General features: G+C 58.5%; 22 protein-coding genes. 17 read left to right on the forward strand and 5 right to left on the reverse strand.

Annotated elements, in window-relative coordinates:
- The 5 genes from PMI37_RS32285 to PMI37_RS22960 form a co-directional block, all read left to right on the forward strand.
- The coding region (locus PMI37_RS32285) for a hypothetical protein (protein WP_045123246.1) at nucleotides 1-309 on the forward strand (309 nt) is incomplete at its 5' end.
- A gap of 158 nt (nucleotides 310-467) precedes the next feature.
- Nucleotides 468-1,181 (forward strand): GntR family transcriptional regulator, encoded by a 714-nt coding sequence (locus PMI37_RS22945; RefSeq protein WP_008085491.1) that lies wholly within the window; start codon nucleotides 468-470, stop codon nucleotides 1,179-1,181.
- Entirely contained in the window at nucleotides 1,178-2,176 is a 999-nt protein-coding gene (locus PMI37_RS22950) for an ADP-ribosylglycohydrolase family protein (protein ID WP_008085493.1), read from the forward strand. The genes PMI37_RS22945 and PMI37_RS22950 overlap by 4 nt, the downstream gene beginning before the upstream one ends.
- Before the next feature lie 228 nt (nucleotides 2,177-2,404).
- Entirely contained in the window at nucleotides 2,405-3,871 is a 1,467-nt protein-coding gene (locus PMI37_RS22955; RefSeq protein WP_008085496.1) for a purine-cytosine permease family protein, read from the forward strand.
- Nucleotides 3,864-4,793, forward strand: coding sequence for a PfkB family carbohydrate kinase (locus tag PMI37_RS22960; RefSeq protein WP_008085497.1), 930 nt, complete (start codon nucleotides 3,864-3,866; stop codon nucleotides 4,791-4,793). The genes PMI37_RS22955 and PMI37_RS22960 overlap by 8 nt, the downstream gene beginning before the upstream one ends.
- 141 nt (nucleotides 4,794-4,934) lie before the next feature.
- Here PMI37_RS22960 and PMI37_RS22965 read toward each other — a convergent pair whose 3' ends face one another.
- The 5 genes from PMI37_RS22965 to PMI37_RS22985 all read right to left on the reverse strand — a co-directional run bounded on the left by PMI37_RS22965 (nucleotide 4,935) and on the right by PMI37_RS22985 (nucleotide 8,164).
- The gene (locus PMI37_RS22965) at nucleotides 4,935-5,315 is read right to left on the reverse strand and encodes a Rho termination factor N-terminal domain-containing protein (protein ID WP_008085499.1); all 381 of its coding nucleotides are present in this window, start codon (nucleotides 5,313-5,315) and stop codon (nucleotides 4,935-4,937) included.
- A 166-nt stretch (nucleotides 5,316-5,481) separates the two neighbouring features.
- Nucleotides 5,482-5,736 carry a hypothetical protein gene (locus tag PMI37_RS22970; RefSeq protein WP_008085501.1) on the reverse strand — a complete coding sequence of 85 codons (255 nt, stop codon included), beginning with the start codon at nucleotides 5,734-5,736 and terminating at the stop codon, nucleotides 5,482-5,484.
- Nucleotides 5,737-5,780: 44 nt separating this feature from the next.
- Nucleotides 5,781-6,122 (reverse strand): hypothetical protein, encoded by a 342-nt coding sequence (locus PMI37_RS22975; protein WP_008085503.1) that lies wholly within the window; start codon nucleotides 6,120-6,122, stop codon nucleotides 5,781-5,783.
- Nucleotides 6,123-6,204: 82 nt separating this feature from the next.
- Complete coding sequence (locus PMI37_RS22980) at nucleotides 6,205-7,401, reverse strand: MFS transporter (RefSeq protein WP_008085504.1); 1,197 nt, start codon at nucleotides 7,399-7,401, stop codon at nucleotides 6,205-6,207.
- A gap of 109 nt (nucleotides 7,402-7,510) precedes the next feature.
- The gene (locus PMI37_RS22985) at nucleotides 7,511-8,164 is read right to left on the reverse strand and encodes an HD domain-containing protein (protein WP_008085505.1); all 654 of its coding nucleotides are present in this window, start codon (nucleotides 8,162-8,164) and stop codon (nucleotides 7,511-7,513) included.
- A gap of 218 nt (nucleotides 8,165-8,382) precedes the next feature.
- Between PMI37_RS22985 and PMI37_RS22990 the strand changes: the two genes are divergently transcribed.
- The 12 genes from PMI37_RS22990 (at nucleotide 8,383) to PMI37_RS23045 (ending at nucleotide 18,603) form a co-directional block, all read left to right on the forward strand.
- Complete coding sequence (locus tag PMI37_RS22990; RefSeq protein ID WP_008085506.1) at nucleotides 8,383-8,862, forward strand: GNAT family N-acetyltransferase; 480 nt, start codon at nucleotides 8,383-8,385, stop codon at nucleotides 8,860-8,862.
- Nucleotides 8,863-9,011: 149 nt separating this feature from the next.
- A complete protein-coding gene (locus tag PMI37_RS22995) occupies nucleotides 9,012-9,524 on the forward strand; it encodes a hypothetical protein (RefSeq protein ID WP_008085507.1) in 513 nt (170 codons plus the stop codon).
- 123 nt (nucleotides 9,525-9,647) lie between these two features.
- Nucleotides 9,648-10,568: a hypothetical protein gene (locus PMI37_RS30965; protein WP_008085508.1), complete on the forward strand. Its 921-nt coding sequence runs from the start codon at nucleotides 9,648-9,650 to the stop codon at nucleotides 10,566-10,568.
- Nucleotides 10,569-10,865: 297 nt separating this feature from the next.
- A complete protein-coding gene (locus tag PMI37_RS23005; RefSeq protein ID WP_008085509.1) occupies nucleotides 10,866-11,528 on the forward strand; it encodes a hypothetical protein in 663 nt (220 codons plus the stop codon).
- A complete protein-coding gene (locus PMI37_RS23010; RefSeq protein ID WP_008085510.1) occupies nucleotides 11,525-12,019 on the forward strand; it encodes a PAAR domain-containing protein in 495 nt (164 codons plus the stop codon). The genes PMI37_RS23005 and PMI37_RS23010 overlap by 4 nt, the downstream gene beginning before the upstream one ends.
- Complete coding sequence (locus PMI37_RS23015) at nucleotides 12,016-12,750, forward strand: alpha/beta hydrolase (protein WP_238552725.1); 735 nt, start codon at nucleotides 12,016-12,018, stop codon at nucleotides 12,748-12,750. The genes PMI37_RS23010 and PMI37_RS23015 overlap by 4 nt, the downstream gene beginning before the upstream one ends.
- The gene (locus tag PMI37_RS23020) at nucleotides 12,747-13,250 is read left to right on the forward strand and encodes a hypothetical protein (protein ID WP_008085512.1); all 504 of its coding nucleotides are present in this window, start codon (nucleotides 12,747-12,749) and stop codon (nucleotides 13,248-13,250) included. The genes PMI37_RS23015 and PMI37_RS23020 overlap by 4 nt, the downstream gene beginning before the upstream one ends.
- A gap of 506 nt (nucleotides 13,251-13,756) precedes the next feature.
- Nucleotides 13,757-14,173: a hypothetical protein gene (locus PMI37_RS30970; RefSeq protein ID WP_052635308.1), complete on the forward strand. Its 417-nt coding sequence runs from the start codon at nucleotides 13,757-13,759 to the stop codon at nucleotides 14,171-14,173.
- 103 nt (nucleotides 14,174-14,276) lie between these two features.
- Entirely contained in the window at nucleotides 14,277-15,266 is a 990-nt protein-coding gene (locus PMI37_RS23030; RefSeq protein WP_008085515.1) for a 2-dehydro-3-deoxygalactonokinase, read from the forward strand.
- A gap of 19 nt (nucleotides 15,267-15,285) precedes the next feature.
- Nucleotides 15,286-15,906, forward strand: a complete 621-nt coding sequence (locus PMI37_RS23035; RefSeq protein ID WP_008085516.1) for a 2-dehydro-3-deoxy-6-phosphogalactonate aldolase — start codon at nucleotides 15,286-15,288, stop codon at nucleotides 15,904-15,906.
- A 63-nt stretch (nucleotides 15,907-15,969) separates the two neighbouring features.
- The gene (dgoD, locus tag PMI37_RS23040; protein WP_008085519.1) at nucleotides 15,970-17,118 is read left to right on the forward strand and encodes a galactonate dehydratase; all 1,149 of its coding nucleotides are present in this window, start codon (nucleotides 15,970-15,972) and stop codon (nucleotides 17,116-17,118) included.
- Between the two features lie 174 nt (nucleotides 17,119-17,292).
- Complete coding sequence (locus PMI37_RS23045; protein WP_008085520.1) at nucleotides 17,293-18,603, forward strand: MFS transporter; 1,311 nt, start codon at nucleotides 17,293-17,295, stop codon at nucleotides 18,601-18,603.
- Nucleotides 18,604-18,624 lie beyond the last annotated feature (21 nt).

The following is an 18,624-nucleotide window of genomic DNA, read 5'->3' on the forward strand; positions in this document are numbered from 1 at the left end:
AGGCTCACTCCTACAGGGATTCGCGGTCAGATATTGGATGTTCCGCCGCCATCGCTGGCAAGCCAGCTCCCACAGGGATTCGCGGTCAGCAGTGAACGCCGATTCACTGCAAAAACCGTAGGAGTGAGCCTGCTCGCGATAGCGACTTTCAGCCACGTTGATGTTGGATGTGCCGACGTTATCGCGAGCAGGCTCACTCCTACAGGGATTCGCGGTCAGATATTGGATGTGCCGCCGCCATCGCTGGCGAGCCAGCTCCCACAGGGATTCGCGGTCAACACTGAACGCTGGTTCACCGCAAAACTGTAGGAGCGAGCCTGCTCGCGAAAGCGCACTTTCAGCCACGTTGATGTTGGATGTGCCGACGTTATCGCGAGCAGGCTCACTCCTACAGGGGTATGCGCCTTTTGTCAGCTTGCTGAAATTGTTCTTGCCCGTTAGCGCCCGTTTCGGTTATCACTTTGTACATGATTAGACAGGTACGATTTGACAAGAAACAACGGGTGGTCGACGAGCTCGTCCGGCGCATCGAAAGCGGTCTCATGGAGGACGGCTTTCTGTTGCCCGGCGAGCATCAGTTGGCTCAAGAATTCAACGTCAGCCGTGGCACGTTGCGCGAAGCGCTGGCCGAACTGAAGCGGCGCAAATACATCGCTACGCAAGGCGGCGTCGGCTCGATCGTCACCTTCGATGGTGTCGCCCTCGACCAACGCAGCGGCTGGGCGCAGGCGCTGGCCGACAGCGGCGCGATGATCAACACTGAAGTGTTGCGCCTGGAAGCCGTGACCCGCCCCGACCTGCTGTCGCGGTTCGGCACCGACCAATTCATCACCCTCGACCGTCGTCGCCGTTCCACCGAAGGCACGCTGGTGTCCCTTGAACGCTCTTTGATGCCGGCCACCGGCGGCCTGGAAAGCCTGCCGCGCGTCGGTCTGATCGACAATTCCCTGACCATCACCCTGGCCGCTTACGGCTACATCGGCGAGCGCGGTGATCAATGGATCGGCGCCGAACCGCTGAATGCCGTCGACGCTGAACTGCTCGGTCGTGCGGAAGGCACGGTGTTCCTCAAAGCCCTGCGCACCACTTACGACCGGCAGAACCGTTTTATGGAGCTGGTCGAAAGCCTGCTCGACCCGGTGCATTTCCGTCTGCACCTGCAATTTGGAGAAGCAAAATGACCCCGCTCAACCGTGCCCTCGGCGCTTTCTATGGCCTGGCCCTCGGCGACGCGCTGGGCATGCCGACGCAATCGCTGAACCGCGAAACCATCAAGGCGCGCTTCGGCCAGATCACCGATCTGCAAGATGCCGGGCCATTGCAACCGATCGCCGCGAACATGCCCAAAGGCTCGATCACCGATGACACCGAACAGGCGATTCTGGTCGGCGAATTATTGGTTGAAGGCAATGGCCACATCGAACCGGCGATCCTCGCGCAACGCCTGATCGAGTGGGAAGCCGCGATGCAGGCCAAGGGCTCGCAGGATTTGCTCGGCCCGTCGACCAAACGCGCGATCGAAATGATCCTCGCCGGCCACTCGCCGGAAGAGGCCGGGCGTTACGGCACCACCAATGGTGCGGCCATGCGCATCACCCCTGTGGGGATCGCGGCGGATGTCGCCAATCCTGAGCGTTTTATCGCCGCCGTCGTGCAGGCTTGCCAAGTCACTCACAACACCACGCTGGGGATTTCCAGTGCGGCGGCGGTGGCGGCGGTGGTGTCTGCGGGCATCAACGGCATGGATTTGGGCGAGGCGCTGAACCTCGGTCAGCAAATTGCTCAGCAAGCGGAAGCGCACGGCCACTGGGTTGCCGGCGGGCGCATCGCTTCGCGGATCAGTTGGGCGCGGAGCATCAGCGTCGACAGCGACAACGCGTTGCTCGCCGATCTGCTCTACGACGTGATCGGTACATCGGTAGCGTCGCAGGAGTCGGTGGTGGTGTCGTTTGCGCTGGCGCAGCAAGTCGCGGTCGGTGAAATGAGCGCGTTTGACGCGCTGTGCATGGCCGCCAGTCTGGGTGGCGACACCGACACCATCGCGGCGATTCTCGGCGCGATGCTCGGGGCCTGCCTGGGCCTTGAGAGCTGGCCTGCCGAGATGATCGAGACGGTGAAAACCGTTAATCATCTTCAGCTTGAGCCGTTGGTGCAGGGGCTGTTGGCCTTGCGCTGATTGAACTGACGCCATCGCTGGCAAGCCAGCTCCCACAGGTTTTTGCTGTGAACACACATTTGTGTACACCCTGATCCCTGTGGGAGCTGGCTTGCCAGCGATAGGCGCACCGCAAATTTCGAATGTTCAACCCGCAATGGATCGCGCAGACAGGCCGAGGACGGCCGCGATGTCTTGTCGTTTTGCGTCATTGCCACAACCACAAAAAAGGCAAACAGGAGCACCTTCATGAGTTCAGCAAACGCCGGGCAAAGCGCCGGGCAACTGGAAACCCGCGGCATCGAACCGGTGCCGGAAGCCGAGTGCAACGGTCATCCGCTGCAATTGTTCTGGGTCTGGTTCGCCGCCAACATTTCCATCCTCGGTCTGCCGTTGGGCGCCACGCTGGTGGCGTTTCGCGGGCTGGCGATCTGGCAGGCAATCATCGTCGCGATCATCGGCGCCGCCGGTTCGTTCGCGGTGGTCGGGATCATCTCGATTGCCGGTCGCCGTGGCCGTGCGCCGAGCCTGACGTTGTCGCGAGCGATCTTCGGCGTACGCGGCAATATCGGCCCGACGCTGGTCTCGCTGATGTCGCGTCTGGGCTGGGAAACCGTCAACACCACCACCGCCGCATTCGTGCTGCTGTCACTGTGCTCGATCCTGTTCGGCTCACCGGTGGAAGCGAAAAGCGCACCGGTACTGACGCTGATCTTCATCGCCATTTTCGTCTTGCTGACCCTGTCGGTGTCGGGCCTCGGCCACGCGACCTTGCTGGTGATCCAGAAGTGGGCGACCTACGTGTTCGGCGCGCTGAACCTGCTGGTCGGCGGCTTCCTCTGCGCGACCATCGACTGGAGCGCGGTGTTCAACGCCACGCCAGCACCGATGAGCGCGATGATCATTGGCATCGGCACCATGGCCGCCGGCACCGGCATCGGTTGGGCCAACGCCGGCGCCGACATGTCGCGCTACCAGCATCGCAGCGTCAAAGCCGTGCGTCTGGTCGCGTCGGCGGCATTCGGTGCGGGTATTCCGCTGGTGCTGTTGATCACCCTCGGCGGCTTGTTGTCGGTGGGCAACAACGACCTCGCTTCGGCGACTGACCCGATCGTGGCGATCCGCGACATGCTGCCGACGTGGATGGCCGTGCCGTACCTGATCACCGCGTTCGGTGGTCTGCTGCTGTCGAACAACCTGTCGGTGTACTCCGCCGGTTTGACCACGTTGACCCTCGGTCTGAAGGTAAAACGCGTCTACGCGGTGGTGGTCGATATCGTCGCGATTTTCGCCGGTTCGATCTACTTCATGCTGATCGCCGACAGCTTTTACGGCCCGTTCATCACCTTCATTTCCCTGCTGGCAGTGCCGATTACCGCGTGGGTCGGGATCTTCATCGTTGACCTGATTCACCGTCACTACTACAGCCCGACAGACCTGCTCGACGTCAGCCCGCGCAGCGCCTATTGGTACAACGGCGGCATCGAGTGGCGTGCATTCGGCGCGTGGGCGATTGCCATCGTCCTCGGTTTCAGCTTCACCACCATCGGCACCACCGCCGAGAACGTCTGGTTCAAAGGCTTTTTGTCCGACTCCTGGCTGGGCCATAACGGCCTCGGCTGGATCGTGACCTTTGTCGTCGCCGGTGGCATTTACTTCGTCCTCGGCGGGGCGAAAGATCGCCGCGCCGCGCCAACCGAGAATGCTCATGCCTAAGATGTTGCACACCGGCCAGGTCATCATCGACCTGGTCATGGCCGTGGATAAACTGCCGCAGATTGGCGGTGATGTGCTCGCGCAGTCGGCGAGTTTCGAAGCGGGTGGCGGTTTCAACGTGATGGCCGCAGCGGTGCGTAATGGCTTGCCGGTGGTCTATCTCGGTCGCCACGGCAGCGGGCGTTTCGGCGATCTGGCGCGTGAGGCGATGAACGTTGAAGGCATTCATATCGGCATCAAGGAACGTGCGCAGCGCGACACCGGTTTGTGCGTAGCGCTGACCGATGCGTCGGCGGAGCGCAGTTTCATTTCCTACATCGGCGCTGAAGGGGAGGTGACCGAGGACGATTTGAACAGCGTTGCCGCCGAGGCCGGCGATTACGTTTATCTCAGCGGCTATAGCCTGTTGCACGCAGGCAAGGCGCAAGCGCTGCTCGACTGGACGCTGGCGCTGCCAGACTCGATCAACGTGGTGTTCGATCCGGGCCCGCTGGTGGAGTCGCCCGACTCGCCGATGATGCAGGCGCTGTTGCCGCGCATTGACGTGTGGACCAGCAACAGTGTCGAGGCGCTTAGGTTTACCGGCGCTGAAGAGCTTGCTGTGGCGCTGGATCGACTGGCTGAGCATTTGCCTGAAGACGTGTTGATCGTCGTGCGCGATGGCCCGCAAGGCTGCTGGATTCATCAGCGCGGTGAGCGTCGGCATGTGCCGGGGTTTGCCGTCAAAGCGGTGGACAGCAATGGCGCGGGCGATGCGCATGCCGGGGTGTTTGTGGCGGGGTTGGCGCAGGGTTTGACGGCGCACGAATCGGCGCGGCGGGCGAACGCGGCGTCGGCTATCGCGGTGACGCGCTGGGGGCCGGCGACCTCGCCGGGGGCGGCTGAAGTGGATGCATTTATCCGTGAGTCCAGCGGCGCCTGATTTATAGCAATCGCCGGCAAGCCAGATCCCACATTGAATCTGTGTCGCACATCAATCCAATGTAGGAACTGCCGAAGGCTGCGATCTGTTGATCTTCAAAGTCAAGGGATCGCAGCCTTCGGCAGCTCCTACAGGGGACTTTCAGCCGGCCTTGCGCAATGCCTCGATCAACTCCTGCTTACGCATCGAAGACCGCCCCGGAATTTTCTTGGCCCGGGCCTCCTTCATCAAACTATCAACCGTCTGCGCATCCCGCGAAGCCGGGCTTTTACGCGAATGTCCCTCGCGACTGGCCACTGCGCGCCGCGCTGATTCCTGGCGATCTTCGGACTTGGCGCGCGCCGGTTTCTTGCGTCCGGAACCGCCGCTTTTCTCGCCGCCGCCCGATTGTTTGTTCACCGTCGCCCAGGCCCGCGCCTCGGCTTCATCCTTCGACACGCCCTTTTTCTCGTAGCTGTCTTCGATATGTTCGGCTTTACGCTTCTGCTCGGCGGTGTATTTTTCTTTGCTTCCACGAGGCATCGGATTTCTCCTTGCATCGGCAGATGAATTGCCATGTAGGACCTGCCGCAGGCTGCGATCTGTTGATCTTGAAAATCAAAAGATCGCAGCCTGCGGCAGCTCCTACATGATTAATGATCACACGATCACACGATCACACGATCACACGATCACACGATCACATTGCTCAGCTTTCGAGCTTGCGTGCAGCCTCGACACCGGCAGCGCTGAGCTTGATTGGCAGGTTCAACGAATGTTCGCCGGCTTCGTTGCAGGTCACATGCCCGTGGTGAATCAGGCCGCGATCCTGCAGGGCGGCGAGGGCGCCAGCCACGACTTTTTCGCCCCGGTAATTGTCCAGCACCTCCTTGCCCAGGCCACTCGGGTGGGCGTGCAGCAGTCGGGTGAGGACTTCTTTTTCCAGGTTTTTATCGACGTTCATGGTTACCTCTTCATTGGATTGAATAGGACGCTCGCGTCGGCGAACTACTGACCGGAGCCTTCGGAACCGGAGCCACCGGTGGTGGTTTTCGAGCCGATGCCGGGGCCCGCGTTGTCTGGCGTGGCAGGGGCATCGGGGGTGTTCATGCCGCCCTGGCGACCCGGGTCGCTGCCCTGAGTGCGCGGATCAGTGCCGGTGGCGGGCGGCTGATTGATCAGCGGTACGCCGGAACCATCGGTGTTCATGCCGGGAGCACTGTTGATGGCGGGGGCGCGGGGCGGGGTCGGATCGGTAGGGCCGGTGCCCGCAGCGGTGGCGGATGCGGCGAAAACCGCAGGGCAGAGTAGGGCGCTGAATACGAAAGCGGTCAACCTTGACGGGATCATAGGGCTTCTCCAGTGATTGGAATCCTTACCTGTCGTTGGTCTGCCCGGTGATCGGATTGGTGCCTGATGAACGACGAACGGTCTAGGCCGGCGTCGCCGTTTTGACGTTGAGTCGACGCCAGAGCAGACGAGCCACGGTGATCAGCCAGTTCACCAGCGCCACGGCCAATACCGTGAGCAGCAGCGTCGCCATCCCCTGTTCGACGATGATTTTCCCGGCCAGCAACGGAAAGCCGAACACGCCGATAAAATACGAAAGACTGAACAGCAACAACGCCTGCGAAGTGCTGCCGGTCGGCGCTTCGTTGGCGGCGAGGCCGTTGATCACCGAATACGTCAGGCCATAGCCGACGCCGAGCATCAGCGCCGCCAGCAGATAGGTGAATCCACTGTGCACGCCGAAGGCGAACAGCACGATCGAGCCGAGCATCAGCCCCGACAACAGGCAGGAAGCGCGCAGCGGATCACGCTTGACCACATAACCTGCGATCAGCATCCGGCTGCTGATCGCTGCACTCATAAAACCGAGGAAGAACAGCGAATAATCCAGCGAGCGCGCGGTCGCGTAACTGGTCTGGAAACTCGACAGTCCGCCAAATACACAGCCGCCGAGCCCGACCATGATGATCGGAAACACCGCGCGCGAGCCGAGGACTTGAGTGGTCGCTTGCCAGGTGATTTTTGCCGCCGAAGTGGCTTGGGTGCTTTTCAATCGAGCACCGAGGCGCCAGAACAGCAGCACACCGATCAGGCTCGCCAACGCCGCCAGATAAAACGCCGAAGTCACCGGCCAGCCCAGCGCGCTGGCGGCGCGCCCGAGCAACGGACCGCTGCCGATCCCGGTCATCATGCTGCCCGAAAGCAAGGCAAAGTACTTCGCACGCTGCGCCGGGGTCACCAGACTCGCAACGATGATCGGCCCCAAGGTGTAGAAAACGCCCCAGCCCAGACCTAACAGCAAACCGAAGAACAGCAGCAGATGGCCGAACCCCGGCGTCATCGCAAAACCCAGGCTCGCCGTCACCAGCAACAACCCGAACAGCGCAATCGACCGCGCCGCGCCGAGCATGTCGGACAAGTGCCCGGACACCAGCACCGCGACAAACGTACTGAGCATCGCCGCCGAAATCACACTGCCGGCATCGTGTTCATTGCCGCCGCGCGAACTGATCAGTAGCGACAGCAAAAACGTCGAGCCATACGACAGCGACAACAGGTAACTGGCGAGGCAGAACAGGCAAAACAGCTTGCCTGACACTTGTGGCGTTGCTTGCGACATGACGCGTTCCTTGACCGGAAAAAATTGAGCGTCATCTGTTTAACACGTCGCCCGCGCGGGTTAGGTCTGAGGTTGGCGAAGTCAGGTTCAGCACTGGCCGGAGTAACGCTCAGACGATGCCGATTTCTTCCAGCAATTGCTCCATGAAGCCTTTCAGACGCTGATGCCGAATCTGCGCCAGACGCTGGCCGGCAGCGGTCTGGAAGCCGTCGGCGAGGTGCAGCAGTTTGGTCTGGAAATGATCGAGGCAAAAACGTTTGTCGTCGTAGTCGCGTTGCTTCGCTTGGGGATCTTGCGGGTCGTACAGCGCCGAGCCCATGCGTCCGGCAATGTAGAAGGTGCGGGCGACGCCGAGCATGCCCAGCGAGTCGAGACGGTCGGCATCCTGGACGATTTTCGCTTCGAGGGTGAGCGGGCTGATGTTGGCGGAGAAACTGTGGGCTTCGATGGCGTGGGCGACGGCGGCGACTTTTTCGCTGGGCCAATGCATCTCCGCGAGCACCGCCGCCGCTTTTTCTGCCGCCAGACGTGAGGCGTGTGCACGCAGTGGCGAGTTTTTCTCGACGGCCACGCAGTCGTGCAGCAGTACGGCGGCGAGCAAGACTTGCAGATCGCCGCCTTCGTCTTCGTGCAACGTGCGCACGTTGTGCCAGACCCGCTCCAGGTGCGCGAGGTCGTGCGCGCCGTCGTTTGAGGGTTCCAGGGCGTGGGGCAGCAGCTTGGCAGCGAGTGAGGCGAGCGGAGCAAAAGCAGTTTCGTTCATGAGCATCCTTGCAGGCTGTCGTGGATTTCGCTTGATGATACTTCTGTGGTGAGGGGATTTATCCCCGATGGGCGCGTAGCGACCCCCAAAAAATGGGCTGCTGCGCAACCCGTCGGGGATAAATCCCCTCACCACAGGGTTCTCTACCACGTTTGGAATGTGACGAGCGCCGCCCACGGCCTTAGTATGGCGTTTTCCTTTTCCGACAAGGCCCGTCCATGACGATCGAAATCCGCCCGGCGACCCCCAGTGATGCCCCGCAAATCCTCGCCTTCATCACCGAACTGGCCGATTTCGAAAAAGCCCGCCACGAAGTCATCGCCAGTGTCGCCGACATCGAGCGCAGCCTGTTCAGCGAAGGCGCCACCGCCCACGGCCTGATCTGCCTGCGTGACGGCTTGCCGATCGGCTTTGCGGTGTTCTTCTTCAGCTATTCAACCTGGCTGGGCAGCAACTGCCTGTACCTCGAAGACCTCTACATCACCCCCGAACAACGTGGCGGCGGCGCCGGCAAAACCTTGCTGCGGCACTTGGCGAAAATCGCCTGCGCCAATGACTGCGGTCGCTTCGAGTGGAGCGTGCTCGACTGGAACACGCCGGCCATCGATTTCTACAAATCCCTTGGTGCGCAACCGCAGGAGGAGTGGGTGCGCTACCGCATGGATGGCAAGGTCTTGCGCGAGTTTGCCGAGGGCTGAACAACGTTGGCGTTAATTCGATTGTCGGCACTTTGCCAGTCCGGCATTCTACGCGCCATTTTTGCGCGCTCATGGATGACACCTGCAATGCTTCAGGCACCCCTTCTCCACGCCCGTGGAGCCTTCGCTGCGTCAACGAGTGACCGGCGATGAGCACACTGCGGGCGGCAATGCACTGGTATATAGCGCTCGTCTTTTTGCTTTGCAGTTCATGTACTTCGAATCACGGCAGGCCAATAGCGAAGCTTGACTTCGAAAGTGTTGCAATGACGCCGAGCGCAAGTTCGTTTTTCGTACGGTTTTCAAGTGATACGGATCTTTTGACATTGTTCCAATCCAGGATCGGCCAAGAGCTGGTCTGTGCCTTGGACGGCGATGCGGATTTTTCGATTGGCCATTACCAGAAACGCTACGGCAGCGGCATCGTTGAGTTGAGCGCAAACGCTTCGAAAGGAAATTATATCTCCCGGGTCATTTTTCGAGAGACCGGAGCTGTGTGGGGTACACAACGTATTCTTGCGGGAGATGAATTGCGCAGAGCTTTAAGGGTGAGCGACGTGGTTGTGTGCGTTTTTAGAGTGCATACAACGAAATACAAAACCTATTTTTCAGATTTTATGCGTATCCCGGCCATGGATTTTATAAGGGCGCTCGGCACGTGAGCGCTGATTATTTGAACTGCTGTGTGCATCAAGATCGGGTTGTTGTTAATAGACAGGATCTCCCGTCGGTATTCCGAGTTCCGAATTTATTCTCGTGATAGAGCGGGGGGGAAACCGTTGAATATGCGTATCTTCAAGTGGATGCTGATTGGCAGTTTTTTATCCTGCACGGCGTGCATGCACCTGAACGTTCCCCCCGCCAGACTTGAGTTTGTTTCAATCCAGCGCGCCAACTCTTCTTATTACGACCTGCGTTTCACCTCAGATCGAAACCTTATCAATCTGTATGAGGATTACGGCAGGCAAGGCCAGATCAGTACGACGATTCATTGTTCGCTGAATGGCGATGCTGATTTTTCCATCGAACATCGAATCGAGATGGAGGCGTCGGGACGCGTCAGCGCCATGCGTCTGATCGAGGGAGATCGGCGGTACGAGATGCTTGCGCATATCAGGGTCGAGAATCACGGCATCAATGATGGTTTTAATGACATCAGGCCGATTGAACTGGTGCGCATGCTCAAACCGCAGCAATACATACCGTGCAAGGTAATGATTACGGCGTTCCCGTTCGTGGCGTATTACTCGAAAGTCATGTACCTGCCAACTTCACGCTTTATTGATCAAGTGCGCAGTCCGCGGGTAGCACCGCCACGGGTCACTCTACTGGCCGAGGATCGCATGCGTACGCTGTTGCCAGAGGCCCCGATTTGCATCGTGCGCTGGCGACACATTGCCGAAACACCGTATGACGAACTCGATCGTATTGGCCTTTGCGACGACCTGCCCTACGTCGGATTACTTGCCTCGTTTGCACCGTATCGATTGGCTCTGAGCATCGTGTCCTCGTCGGATCTGACGCCAAAACCGCTGACGACTTACGTCATTGTGCGCGGGGATGGCCGTCAGGAACCGGGGGTTTCTGACGAGCATGGTCACACTCATCACCTTGGCGCAGAAGATTATGAGGTCGTGAAAGTGTTCGCTGAAGAGGGCGTGACCAGTGTTGATCGGTCGACGAAATGGATTGATGCCGCTCCTTGATATGCGGGCGACTGACTCGATGTGCAGCAGGATTGTCCGGTGGTTAGCTCAGCATGGTCGGCAGTGCGCAATCTCGGAACAGGGATGAGTGCGCTATCGCATGGATCGCAAGGTCCTGCGCGAGTTTGCCGAGGGCTGAAAACAATGATGGCAATCCAGTACTATTCGATTGTCGCCAGCGCTCGAGTCCGGCATTCTACGCGCCATTTTTGCGCGCTCACGGACGACACCTGCAATGCCTCTGGCACAATTTCTCCGCGCCCGTGGAGCCTTCGCTGCGTCAACGAGTGACCGGCGATGAGCGGACTACGGGCGACAATGCGTCTGTATGGCCTGGTGAAAAACTCAGGCTCCACTGACAACCCCCAGCGGCAACCGGTCGATATTCTGTGCATCACAAATCGTACGGGCGCAATCGCCATTCGTGCGTTCGTGTCACGCCTCGATGCCGAGTTGATGACGCGCAGTGCCGGGCTCGACGATTACCGCGTGATACCGCTGCGCACTTTCGATCCGACAGCGTTTATCGACGCCCATCAAGGCTGGCTGACGCTGCACATTTGTTGTGGTTTCGTCGCCCCTGCCGAGCATTCGCTGCTCAAGGACGGCGGATTGATGCCGATGGGCTGGTACGCCTATTCCGAGATCGGTCAGTGGACGGCCGAACATCATCTGGACCTCGGCACACAGATGGCCGAACTGCTGCAATCGACTTACCAGCGCAATCACCTTAGCAACTACAACGCTTGGCTCAACGAACTCGACGATGCGACATCTGCCGAGCTGGCATGGCAGGTCGACGAAGCCTGGCAGCTTCTGCAATTCGCTACACCCCCCGACAGCCGTGAGCATTGCCACGCCCTGTTCGATCCCGTCGACAACCGCTGGCGCTTTGCCGCGACCGACGTCGATCTCCACCAGCCGCACCCGGAACCCCAGAAGCAAGGAGCTTTGAATTGAGTGGTAAACCCGCTGCACGCGTCACCGACCCGACCGCCTGCCCGTTGCCAGGCCATGGCAACAATCCAATCGCCTCCGGCTCGCCCGACGTGTTCTTCGACGGACTCGCGGCTGCGCGCATGACCGATAAATCGGCGTGTGGCAGCCCGATTACCGGAGCCGTTTCCGGCACCGTATTCATCAACGGCCTGAACGCGGCCACGCTCGATAGCACCGGAGGCCACGGCAATGTCGTGGTTGGTGGTTCAGGGACGGTGATTATCGGCCAGAGTGGCGGCGGGGCAGCGTTTAGCGGATTGCTGCCGATGCCGGTGCATTTTACGGACAAGATGCAGCTGGTTGATGAGTTCTCGGGCGAGCCTGTTGCCAATCATCCTTACACAATCAAACGTGGGGATGGCAGTGAAGAACACGGCGTTACGGATGCAGCAGGCTTTACACATGCCGTCAGCTCTCATCTTGCTGAAACCATCGAATTGTTTGCGGAGTGATTGAAGTGGGAGCGGATAATTCAACACCGGATGACAGCAAAAAGAGCCTTGGAACCCATGCGTTAACGTGTCCAACAGACGAGGAAGTTAAAAAGTTCAAGTACAGGCGGCGTGCTGTAGCTTTCTTTGTCGGGGGAGCGGGCGATAAAGAAAGTTATTATGGTTTTGGGCCGGAAAATAATGTCAATTATGCAAGATTGCCTTTTGATGAATCGGTGAAGAAGGCCGACTACGCTCCGGGCGTGAAGTCACATCATCTTGGATATAACGAGGTCATTGGCGAGAAAAATATACAGGCCAATGTGCTAGGGGAGCTGTGCAAAAATGATGCTGTTTATATCGTTGGGCATAGTCTCGGTGGTTGGAATGGAGCGCATTTGTCAGCTATTTTGAGTGACTTGGGATACACCGTGAAGATGTTGGTGACGCTCGATCCTGTCGGCAAAGGGGCCCTGGTGGGAAGTATCTCTAATATTTACCCGGATACACCTAGACCCAAAGCCGGGCTGTGGATAAATATCTTGGCCAAGTCGTCAGAATCCAATGTGTCCGACTGGGTTGCGGGTGTTGGTGAACAGTGGGTGTTGGAAAGTGGGCCTAACGTAAATAGCATAATGGATGTCAATCACGACAAGGCTGCGGTGATGTTTACTACCGTTTTGGCTGATGGAAAGTCTGCCTTGCATTACATGATAAATTCGCTGAATAAATACTATCGAGGCGAAATATGAGTGGCTTTAGAGTGTTTTTGTTGGTTCTCGGAGTGATGCTTGCGGGCTGTACTCTAAAGCAGGATAAACCGCCCGCTAATCTTGAGTTTTCCAAGATTGAGAGAGTGGGTGAAACAGTGTTGTACGATCTTTATTTTTCGTCGGATATCAATATTCTTGGCCCCTACAAGTCATTGGTTGGCGTTAGGTTTATTTGTGCGTTGGGGGACGACTTTAATTTTGAAGTGGGCCACAGAATGAAGTGGTTTGTTAATGGCTCGGTTTCGCGAAATCGGGCAGGCTCAGATCTTGATTTCATTTCGCGGCTTACTTTTAGTGAATCCGATGCCAATGGCTCTAGTGAGACAGATTTAACGCCTATAGAGATCAAACGTATTCTGCAGTACAAGGCTGAAATCCCGTGCAAGTTTATGGCCAGTGCTACGATGATGGACACTTATTTTTCCAATGTCATGTATGTGCCGGTGGTGGAAATTCTTCAGGCAGTGAGTGATCGTTGAGTTGGATGTAAAAGATGCTGTGTTTGAAGTGTGTGGGAGCGGTAATGGCTAGGTTACTATTGGTTGTTTTATTTGTTTTGTGTTCCTCTTGTATGCAGTTGCATGTGCCAGCGCCAAGGATTGAATTTACATCAATCGAATATGACGCGGGTCGATACAATCTGCGCTTTAGGTCCGACAGAGACTTGGTTAACTTGTACGACGCGCACGGGATAGTGCGCAGGTCGGTACGTGGCTGATCTGTTCACTTGATGGTGATGTCGATTTTTCAATTCTGCATCACACTCGTTATACCGTTAATGGTGTCGTTGATGAAGTTCGCACCGTTGAAGGTGACCGCCGTTATGAGTTTAACGTGCAAGTCGGATTTGAGGAGGATGTTGATCAAGGTGCTAGTTCTTTGTTCATCAGAAAGGAAAAACTGCTTTCAATGTTGAAAGGGCAGGACTATACCTTGCTGGACGACAACTATTGCTACGTTCTACAATGCTTGCTATTCAAAGATTATGTATATCCCGATCTCTCGGGTCATAAAAGAAGTTCAGCATGAAATTACCGCGCCGGAATATGTAATTCTACCGCCAGAAGTACAGCCATTATCGTGGTTGATGTTTGAACAGATATGCATTACAGATAAACGCTACCACGGCGGGAACATTATTGTTCATGGCGGAGCGTGCAGCAGCATGCCCTACAGCGGGTTGTTGAGCTCTTTTGCACCTCTGAATGGAAAATTCCGCATTTTCGATACTCGCACCCAACATCCCAAGGCGAATGTCAGGTACATGATCAAGCGACCAGATGGCCGCGAAGAGGAAGGCCTGAGTGATGCTCAGGGGGATACTCATGTGTTTGGCTCGGATCATTCTGAAACTTTTAAGCTGTTTCTGTTTGAGGAGGGGCTGGGATCGTTGGCGATATAGACGATATCCCATAATATGGGATGCAAAATTACATATTGAGATTTCCAGTCTGAGAGGTCTATAGTCCATCGCACTCACTGCCAAAAACAAAACAGGTGAAGCGATGCTGGCGCAATTGATCGCGCTCGACTGGGGGACGACCTCATTACGTGCTTACAAACTCGCGGCGGGCGGTGTGGTGCTGGAGCAGCGCACGCTGTCGTCCGGGATCATGCAGTTGCCCAAGACCCCGCGAATCATCAACGGTCGCGAATGCGCCGATGGTTTTGAATTGGCCTTCGACGACGCGTGCGGCGACTGGCTCGATGCGCAGCCGGATCTGCCGGTGATTGCCTGCGGCATGGTCGGCAGTGCGCAGGGCTGGCGCGAAGCGGCCTACTGCGATACGCCGGCAAACGTCGCCAATCTCGGAAACTCCCTACAAACAATTGTCAGTCTGCGCGGCACGCGGGTGCATATCGTGCCGGGCGTGATTCAGCGTTCGCACTTGCCGAATGTGATGCGCGGCGAGGAGACCCAAGTGCTCGGCGTCCTGCAGAATCTGCCGGTCGAGGCGGGCGCTGATCTGCTGATCGGGCTGCCGGGCAGTCACTCGAAATGGGTGGACGTGGTCGATGGCTGCATCACTCATTTCGACACGTTCATGACCGGCGAAGTGTTCGCCGTGCTCAGTGAGCACAGCATTCTCGGCCGGACCCTGAAGCAAGGCGCGGCGTTCGATGCTCAGGCGTTTGACCGCGGTGTGCAGATCGCGCAGTCGGCGGACGGCGAGCTCGGCGTGCTGTCGACCTTGTTCAGTGCCCGAACCCTGGGCCTGACCGGCGAACTGAGCCCGACGGCGCAGGCGGATTATCTGTCCGGCCTGATGATCGGCCATGAACTGGCAGCACTGGCTGGCGCGCAACGCCGTCGCCGTAACAATCTCAATCTTCCTTCGATCATCCTGATTGGCAACGCGCAACTCTGTGCGCGCTACAGCCGCGCGCTGGATGCCTGCGGTTTCGCCAACGTAACGCTGGCCGAGCAGGCCACCGAGCGTGGTTTGTGGCAACTGGCGCTGGCTGCCGGACTGATCGATTCCTCATCCCGTTAACCCTGACTGGAGGCCTGACATGCTCAAGCAAGCATTGGCGCAAAACGGTCTGATCGCGATTCTGCGTGGCCTGCATCCGCAGGAAGCTGCCGCTGTCGGAGAAGTCCTGTATGCGGCCGGATTTCGCGTCATCGAAGTACCGCTCAATTCCCCTTCGCCGTACGAAAGTATCCGCATCCTGCGCAAGACCTTGCCCGCCGATTGCCTGATCGGTGCTGGCACGGTGTTGACGCCGGAACAGGTTGAGTTGGTGAAAGAGGCCGGCGGCCAAGTGATCGTCATGCCGCACAGCGATGCCAAGGTTTTACGCGCAGCAAAAGCGGCGGGGCTGTTTCTGTCGCCGGGTGTTGCCACGCCAACGGAAGCATTCGCGGCGCTGGCGGAGGGCGCGGACATTCTCAAGCTGTTCCCGGCCGAGCAGATGGGCCCGGCGGTCGTCAAAGCCTGGCTCGCGGTGTTGCCGTCCGGGACGGTGCTGGCGCCGGTCGGCGGCATCACCCCGGACAACATGCAGGCGTTCATCGACGCTGGCGTGAAAGGTTTCGGCCTCGGTTCCGGCCTGTTCAAGCCGGGCATGACCCCGGAGCAAGTGGCGGTGAATGCCAAGGCCTACGTGGCCGCGTGGAAGGCCCTTCGCTAAGACTTTTTTGGCGCTGCGTGCGCTGCATCTAATAAGAGCTGCATTTACAAAAAGAGAGCAGAGATGAAAATCACCAAACTCACCACCTTCATCGTGCCGCCGCGCTGGTGCTTCCTCAAGGTCGAAACCGACGAGGGCGTGACCGGTTGGGGCGAGCCTGTGGTCGAAGGCCGCGCGCACACCGTTGCCGCCGCCGTCGAAGAATTGTCCGACTACCTGATCGGCAAAGACCCACGCAACATCGAAGACATCTGGACCGTGCTGTATCGCGGCGGTTTCTACCGTGGCGGCGCGATTCACATGAGTGCGCTGGCCGGTATCGACCAGGCGCTGTGGGACATCAAGGGCAAAGCGCTTGGGGTGTCGGTGAGTGATCTGCTCGGTGGTCAGGTGCGCGACAAGATTCGCGTGTATTCGTGGATCGGCGGCGATCGCCCGGCCGACACCGCGCGTGCGGCGAAAGAGGCGGTGAGCCGTGGTTTCACTGCGGTGAAAATGAACGGCACCGAAGAGCTGCAATTTCTCGATACCTTCGAGAAAGTCGATCTGGCGCTGGCCAACGTCGCCGCCGTGCGTGATGCGGTCGGGCCTAACGTCGGCATCGGTGTCGACTTCCATGGCCGCGTGCACAAACCGATGGCCAAGGTACTGATGAAGGAACTCGATCCGTACAAACTGATGTTTATCGAAGAGCCGGTGCTCAGCGAAAACTACGAAGCGTTGAAAGAGCTGGCGCCGCTGACCAGCACGCCGATTGCCCTCGGTGAGCGGCTGTTCTCGCGTTGGGACTTTAAACGCGTGTTGAGCGAAGGTTACGTCGACATCATTCAGCCGGATGCTTCCCACGCCGGCGGCATCACCGAAACCCGCAAGATCGCCAACATGGCCGAAGCCTACGACGTCGCGCTGGCGCTGCATTGCCCGCTGGGGCCGATTGCGCTGGCAGCGTGTTTGCAACTGGACGCGGTTTGTTACAACGCGTTTATCCAGGAGCAAAGCCTGGGCATCCATTACAACGAGAGCAACGATTTGCTCGATTACGTGAAAGATCCGCGGGTGTTCGATTACGACAAAGGCTTCGTGAAGATTCCGAACGGGCCGGGGTTGGGCATCGAGATCAACGAGGAGTACGTGATCGAACGCGCGGCGGTCGGCCATCGCTGGCGCAACCCGATCTGGCGCCATGCCGATGGAAGCTTTGCCGAGTGGTGATTCCTGCCTGACACACCCGATGAGATCGTTCCCACGCTCTGCGTGGGAATGCCTCAATGGACGCTCTGCGTCCGCTTTTGGGACGCAGAGCGTCCCGGGCTGCATTCCCACGCGGAGCGTGGGAACGATCAGGCCTCAGGCCGACCTCAATAAACATAAAAAGAGGCTCTCCCCATGCAACCGCAAACCCTCACCGGGCAGGCGTCTTTAGTCACGCCCAGCCGCAAGCGGTTTTTCATCATGGTGTTGCTGTTTATCACCGTGGTCATCAACTACCTCGACCGCAGCAACCTGTCGATTGCCGCGCCAGCGCTGACCAGTGAGCTGGGCATCGATCCGATTCACGTCGGCCTGATTTTCTCCGCGTTCGGCTGGACTTACGCCGCCATGCAGATCCCCGGCGGCTGGCTGGTCGATCGCGTGCCGCCGCGCATCCTTTATAGCGTCGCGCTGCTGCTGTGGTCTATTGCCACGGTGATGCTGGGTTTCGCCGCCAGTTTCATCGCGCTGTTCGTTCTGCGTATGGCCGTCGGTGCGCTGGAAGCACCGGCCTATCCCATCAATAGCCGCGTTGTAACAACCTGGTTCCCCGAACGCGAACGCGCTACGGCCATCGGTTTCTACACCTCCGGGCAATTCGTCGGCCTGGCATTCCTGACCCCGGTGCTGGCCTGGCTGCAACACGAATTCGGCTGGCACATGGTGTTCGTCGCGACCGGCGCCGTCGGCATTATTTGGGCGGCGATCTGGTACGCGGTGTATCGCGAGCCACGGGATTTCAAAGGCGCCAACGAGGCCGAAATCGACCTGATCCGCGAGGGCGGTGGTCTGGTTGATATTCAGCAGGAATCGGCCAAGGTCAAAGCCAAATTCAGCTGGACCGATCTCGGTATCGTTCTGACCAAACGCAAATTGTGGGGCATCTACCTCGGCCAGTTCTGCCTGAACTCGACGCTGTGGTTCTTCCTGACGTGGTTCCCGACCTACCTGGTGAAATATCGCGGTATGGACTTCATCAAGTCCGGCCTGCTCGCGTCGCTGCCGTTTCTCGCAGCGTTCGTTGGCGTGTTGTGCTCGGGGTTCTTTTCCGACTTTTTGATCCGTCGCGGCTACACCGTCGGCTTTGCGCGCAAGTTGCCGATCATTGGCGGGCTGCTGATTTCTACGTCGATCATCGGCGCCAACTTCGTTGAGTCGACGCCTTTGGTGATTGCCTTTCTGGCGCTGGCGTTCTTCGGCAACGGTCTGGCCTCGATCACCTGGTCGCTGGTATCGACCTTGGCGCCGGCACGCTTGCTCGGGCTGACCGGCGGGGTGTTCAACTTCATCGGCAACCTGTCGGCGATTGCCACGCCGATCGTCATCGGCTTCCTCGCCAGCGGCGATTCGTTCGCGCCGGCGATCACCTATATCGCGGTTCTCGCATTGATCGGTGCTTTGTCCTACGTGCTGCTGGTCGGCAAGGTCGAGCGTATCGAGTTGTAGTGGTCTGCGTCGGGCGACCAT

It is taken from the genome of Pseudomonas sp. GM80 (assembly GCF_000282515.1).
Classification (GTDB): domain Bacteria; phylum Pseudomonadota; class Gammaproteobacteria; order Pseudomonadales; family Pseudomonadaceae; genus Aquipseudomonas.

Coding starts and splice junctions, on each gene's coding strand:
- PMI37_RS23030 (WP_008085515.1), top strand. CDS start 14,277: ATGCTGGCGCAATTGATCGCGCTCGACTGGGGGACGACCTCATTACGT.
- PMI37_RS22975 (WP_008085503.1), bottom strand. CDS start 6,122: ATGATCCCGTCAAGGTTGACCGCTTTCGTATTCAGCGCCCTACTCTGC.
- PMI37_RS22970 (WP_008085501.1), bottom strand. CDS start 5,736: ATGAACGTCGATAAAAACCTGGAAAAAGAAGTCCTCACCCGACTGCTG.
- PMI37_RS30965 (WP_008085508.1), top strand. CDS start 9,648: ATGCGTATCTTCAAGTGGATGCTGATTGGCAGTTTTTTATCCTGCACG.
- dgoD (WP_008085519.1), top strand. CDS start 15,970: ATGAAAATCACCAAACTCACCACCTTCATCGTGCCGCCGCGCTGGTGC.
- PMI37_RS22995 (WP_008085507.1), top strand. CDS start 9,012: ATGAGCACACTGCGGGCGGCAATGCACTGGTATATAGCGCTCGTCTTT.
- PMI37_RS23035 (WP_008085516.1), top strand. CDS start 15,286: ATGCTCAAGCAAGCATTGGCGCAAAACGGTCTGATCGCGATTCTGCGT.
- PMI37_RS23005 (WP_008085509.1), top strand. CDS start 10,866: ATGAGCGGACTACGGGCGACAATGCGTCTGTATGGCCTGGTGAAAAAC.
- PMI37_RS23020 (WP_008085512.1), top strand. CDS start 12,747: ATGAGTGGCTTTAGAGTGTTTTTGTTGGTTCTCGGAGTGATGCTTGCG.
- PMI37_RS22950 (WP_008085493.1), top strand. CDS start 1,178: ATGACCCCGCTCAACCGTGCCCTCGGCGCTTTCTATGGCCTGGCCCTC.
- PMI37_RS23045 (WP_008085520.1), top strand. CDS start 17,293: ATGCAACCGCAAACCCTCACCGGGCAGGCGTCTTTAGTCACGCCCAGC.
- PMI37_RS22960 (WP_008085497.1), top strand. CDS start 3,864: ATGCCTAAGATGTTGCACACCGGCCAGGTCATCATCGACCTGGTCATG.
- PMI37_RS30970 (WP_052635308.1), top strand. CDS start 13,757: ATGTATATCCCGATCTCTCGGGTCATAAAAGAAGTTCAGCATGAAATT.
- PMI37_RS22965 (WP_008085499.1), bottom strand. CDS start 5,315: ATGCCTCGTGGAAGCAAAGAAAAATACACCGCCGAGCAGAAGCGTAAA.
- PMI37_RS22955 (WP_008085496.1), top strand. CDS start 2,405: ATGAGTTCAGCAAACGCCGGGCAAAGCGCCGGGCAACTGGAAACCCGC.
- PMI37_RS22985 (WP_008085505.1), bottom strand. CDS start 8,164: ATGAACGAAACTGCTTTTGCTCCGCTCGCCTCACTCGCTGCCAAGCTG.
- PMI37_RS22945 (WP_008085491.1), top strand. CDS start 468: ATGATTAGACAGGTACGATTTGACAAGAAACAACGGGTGGTCGACGAG.
- PMI37_RS22990 (WP_008085506.1), top strand. CDS start 8,383: ATGACGATCGAAATCCGCCCGGCGACCCCCAGTGATGCCCCGCAAATC.
- PMI37_RS22980 (WP_008085504.1), bottom strand. CDS start 7,401: ATGTCGCAAGCAACGCCACAAGTGTCAGGCAAGCTGTTTTGCCTGTTC.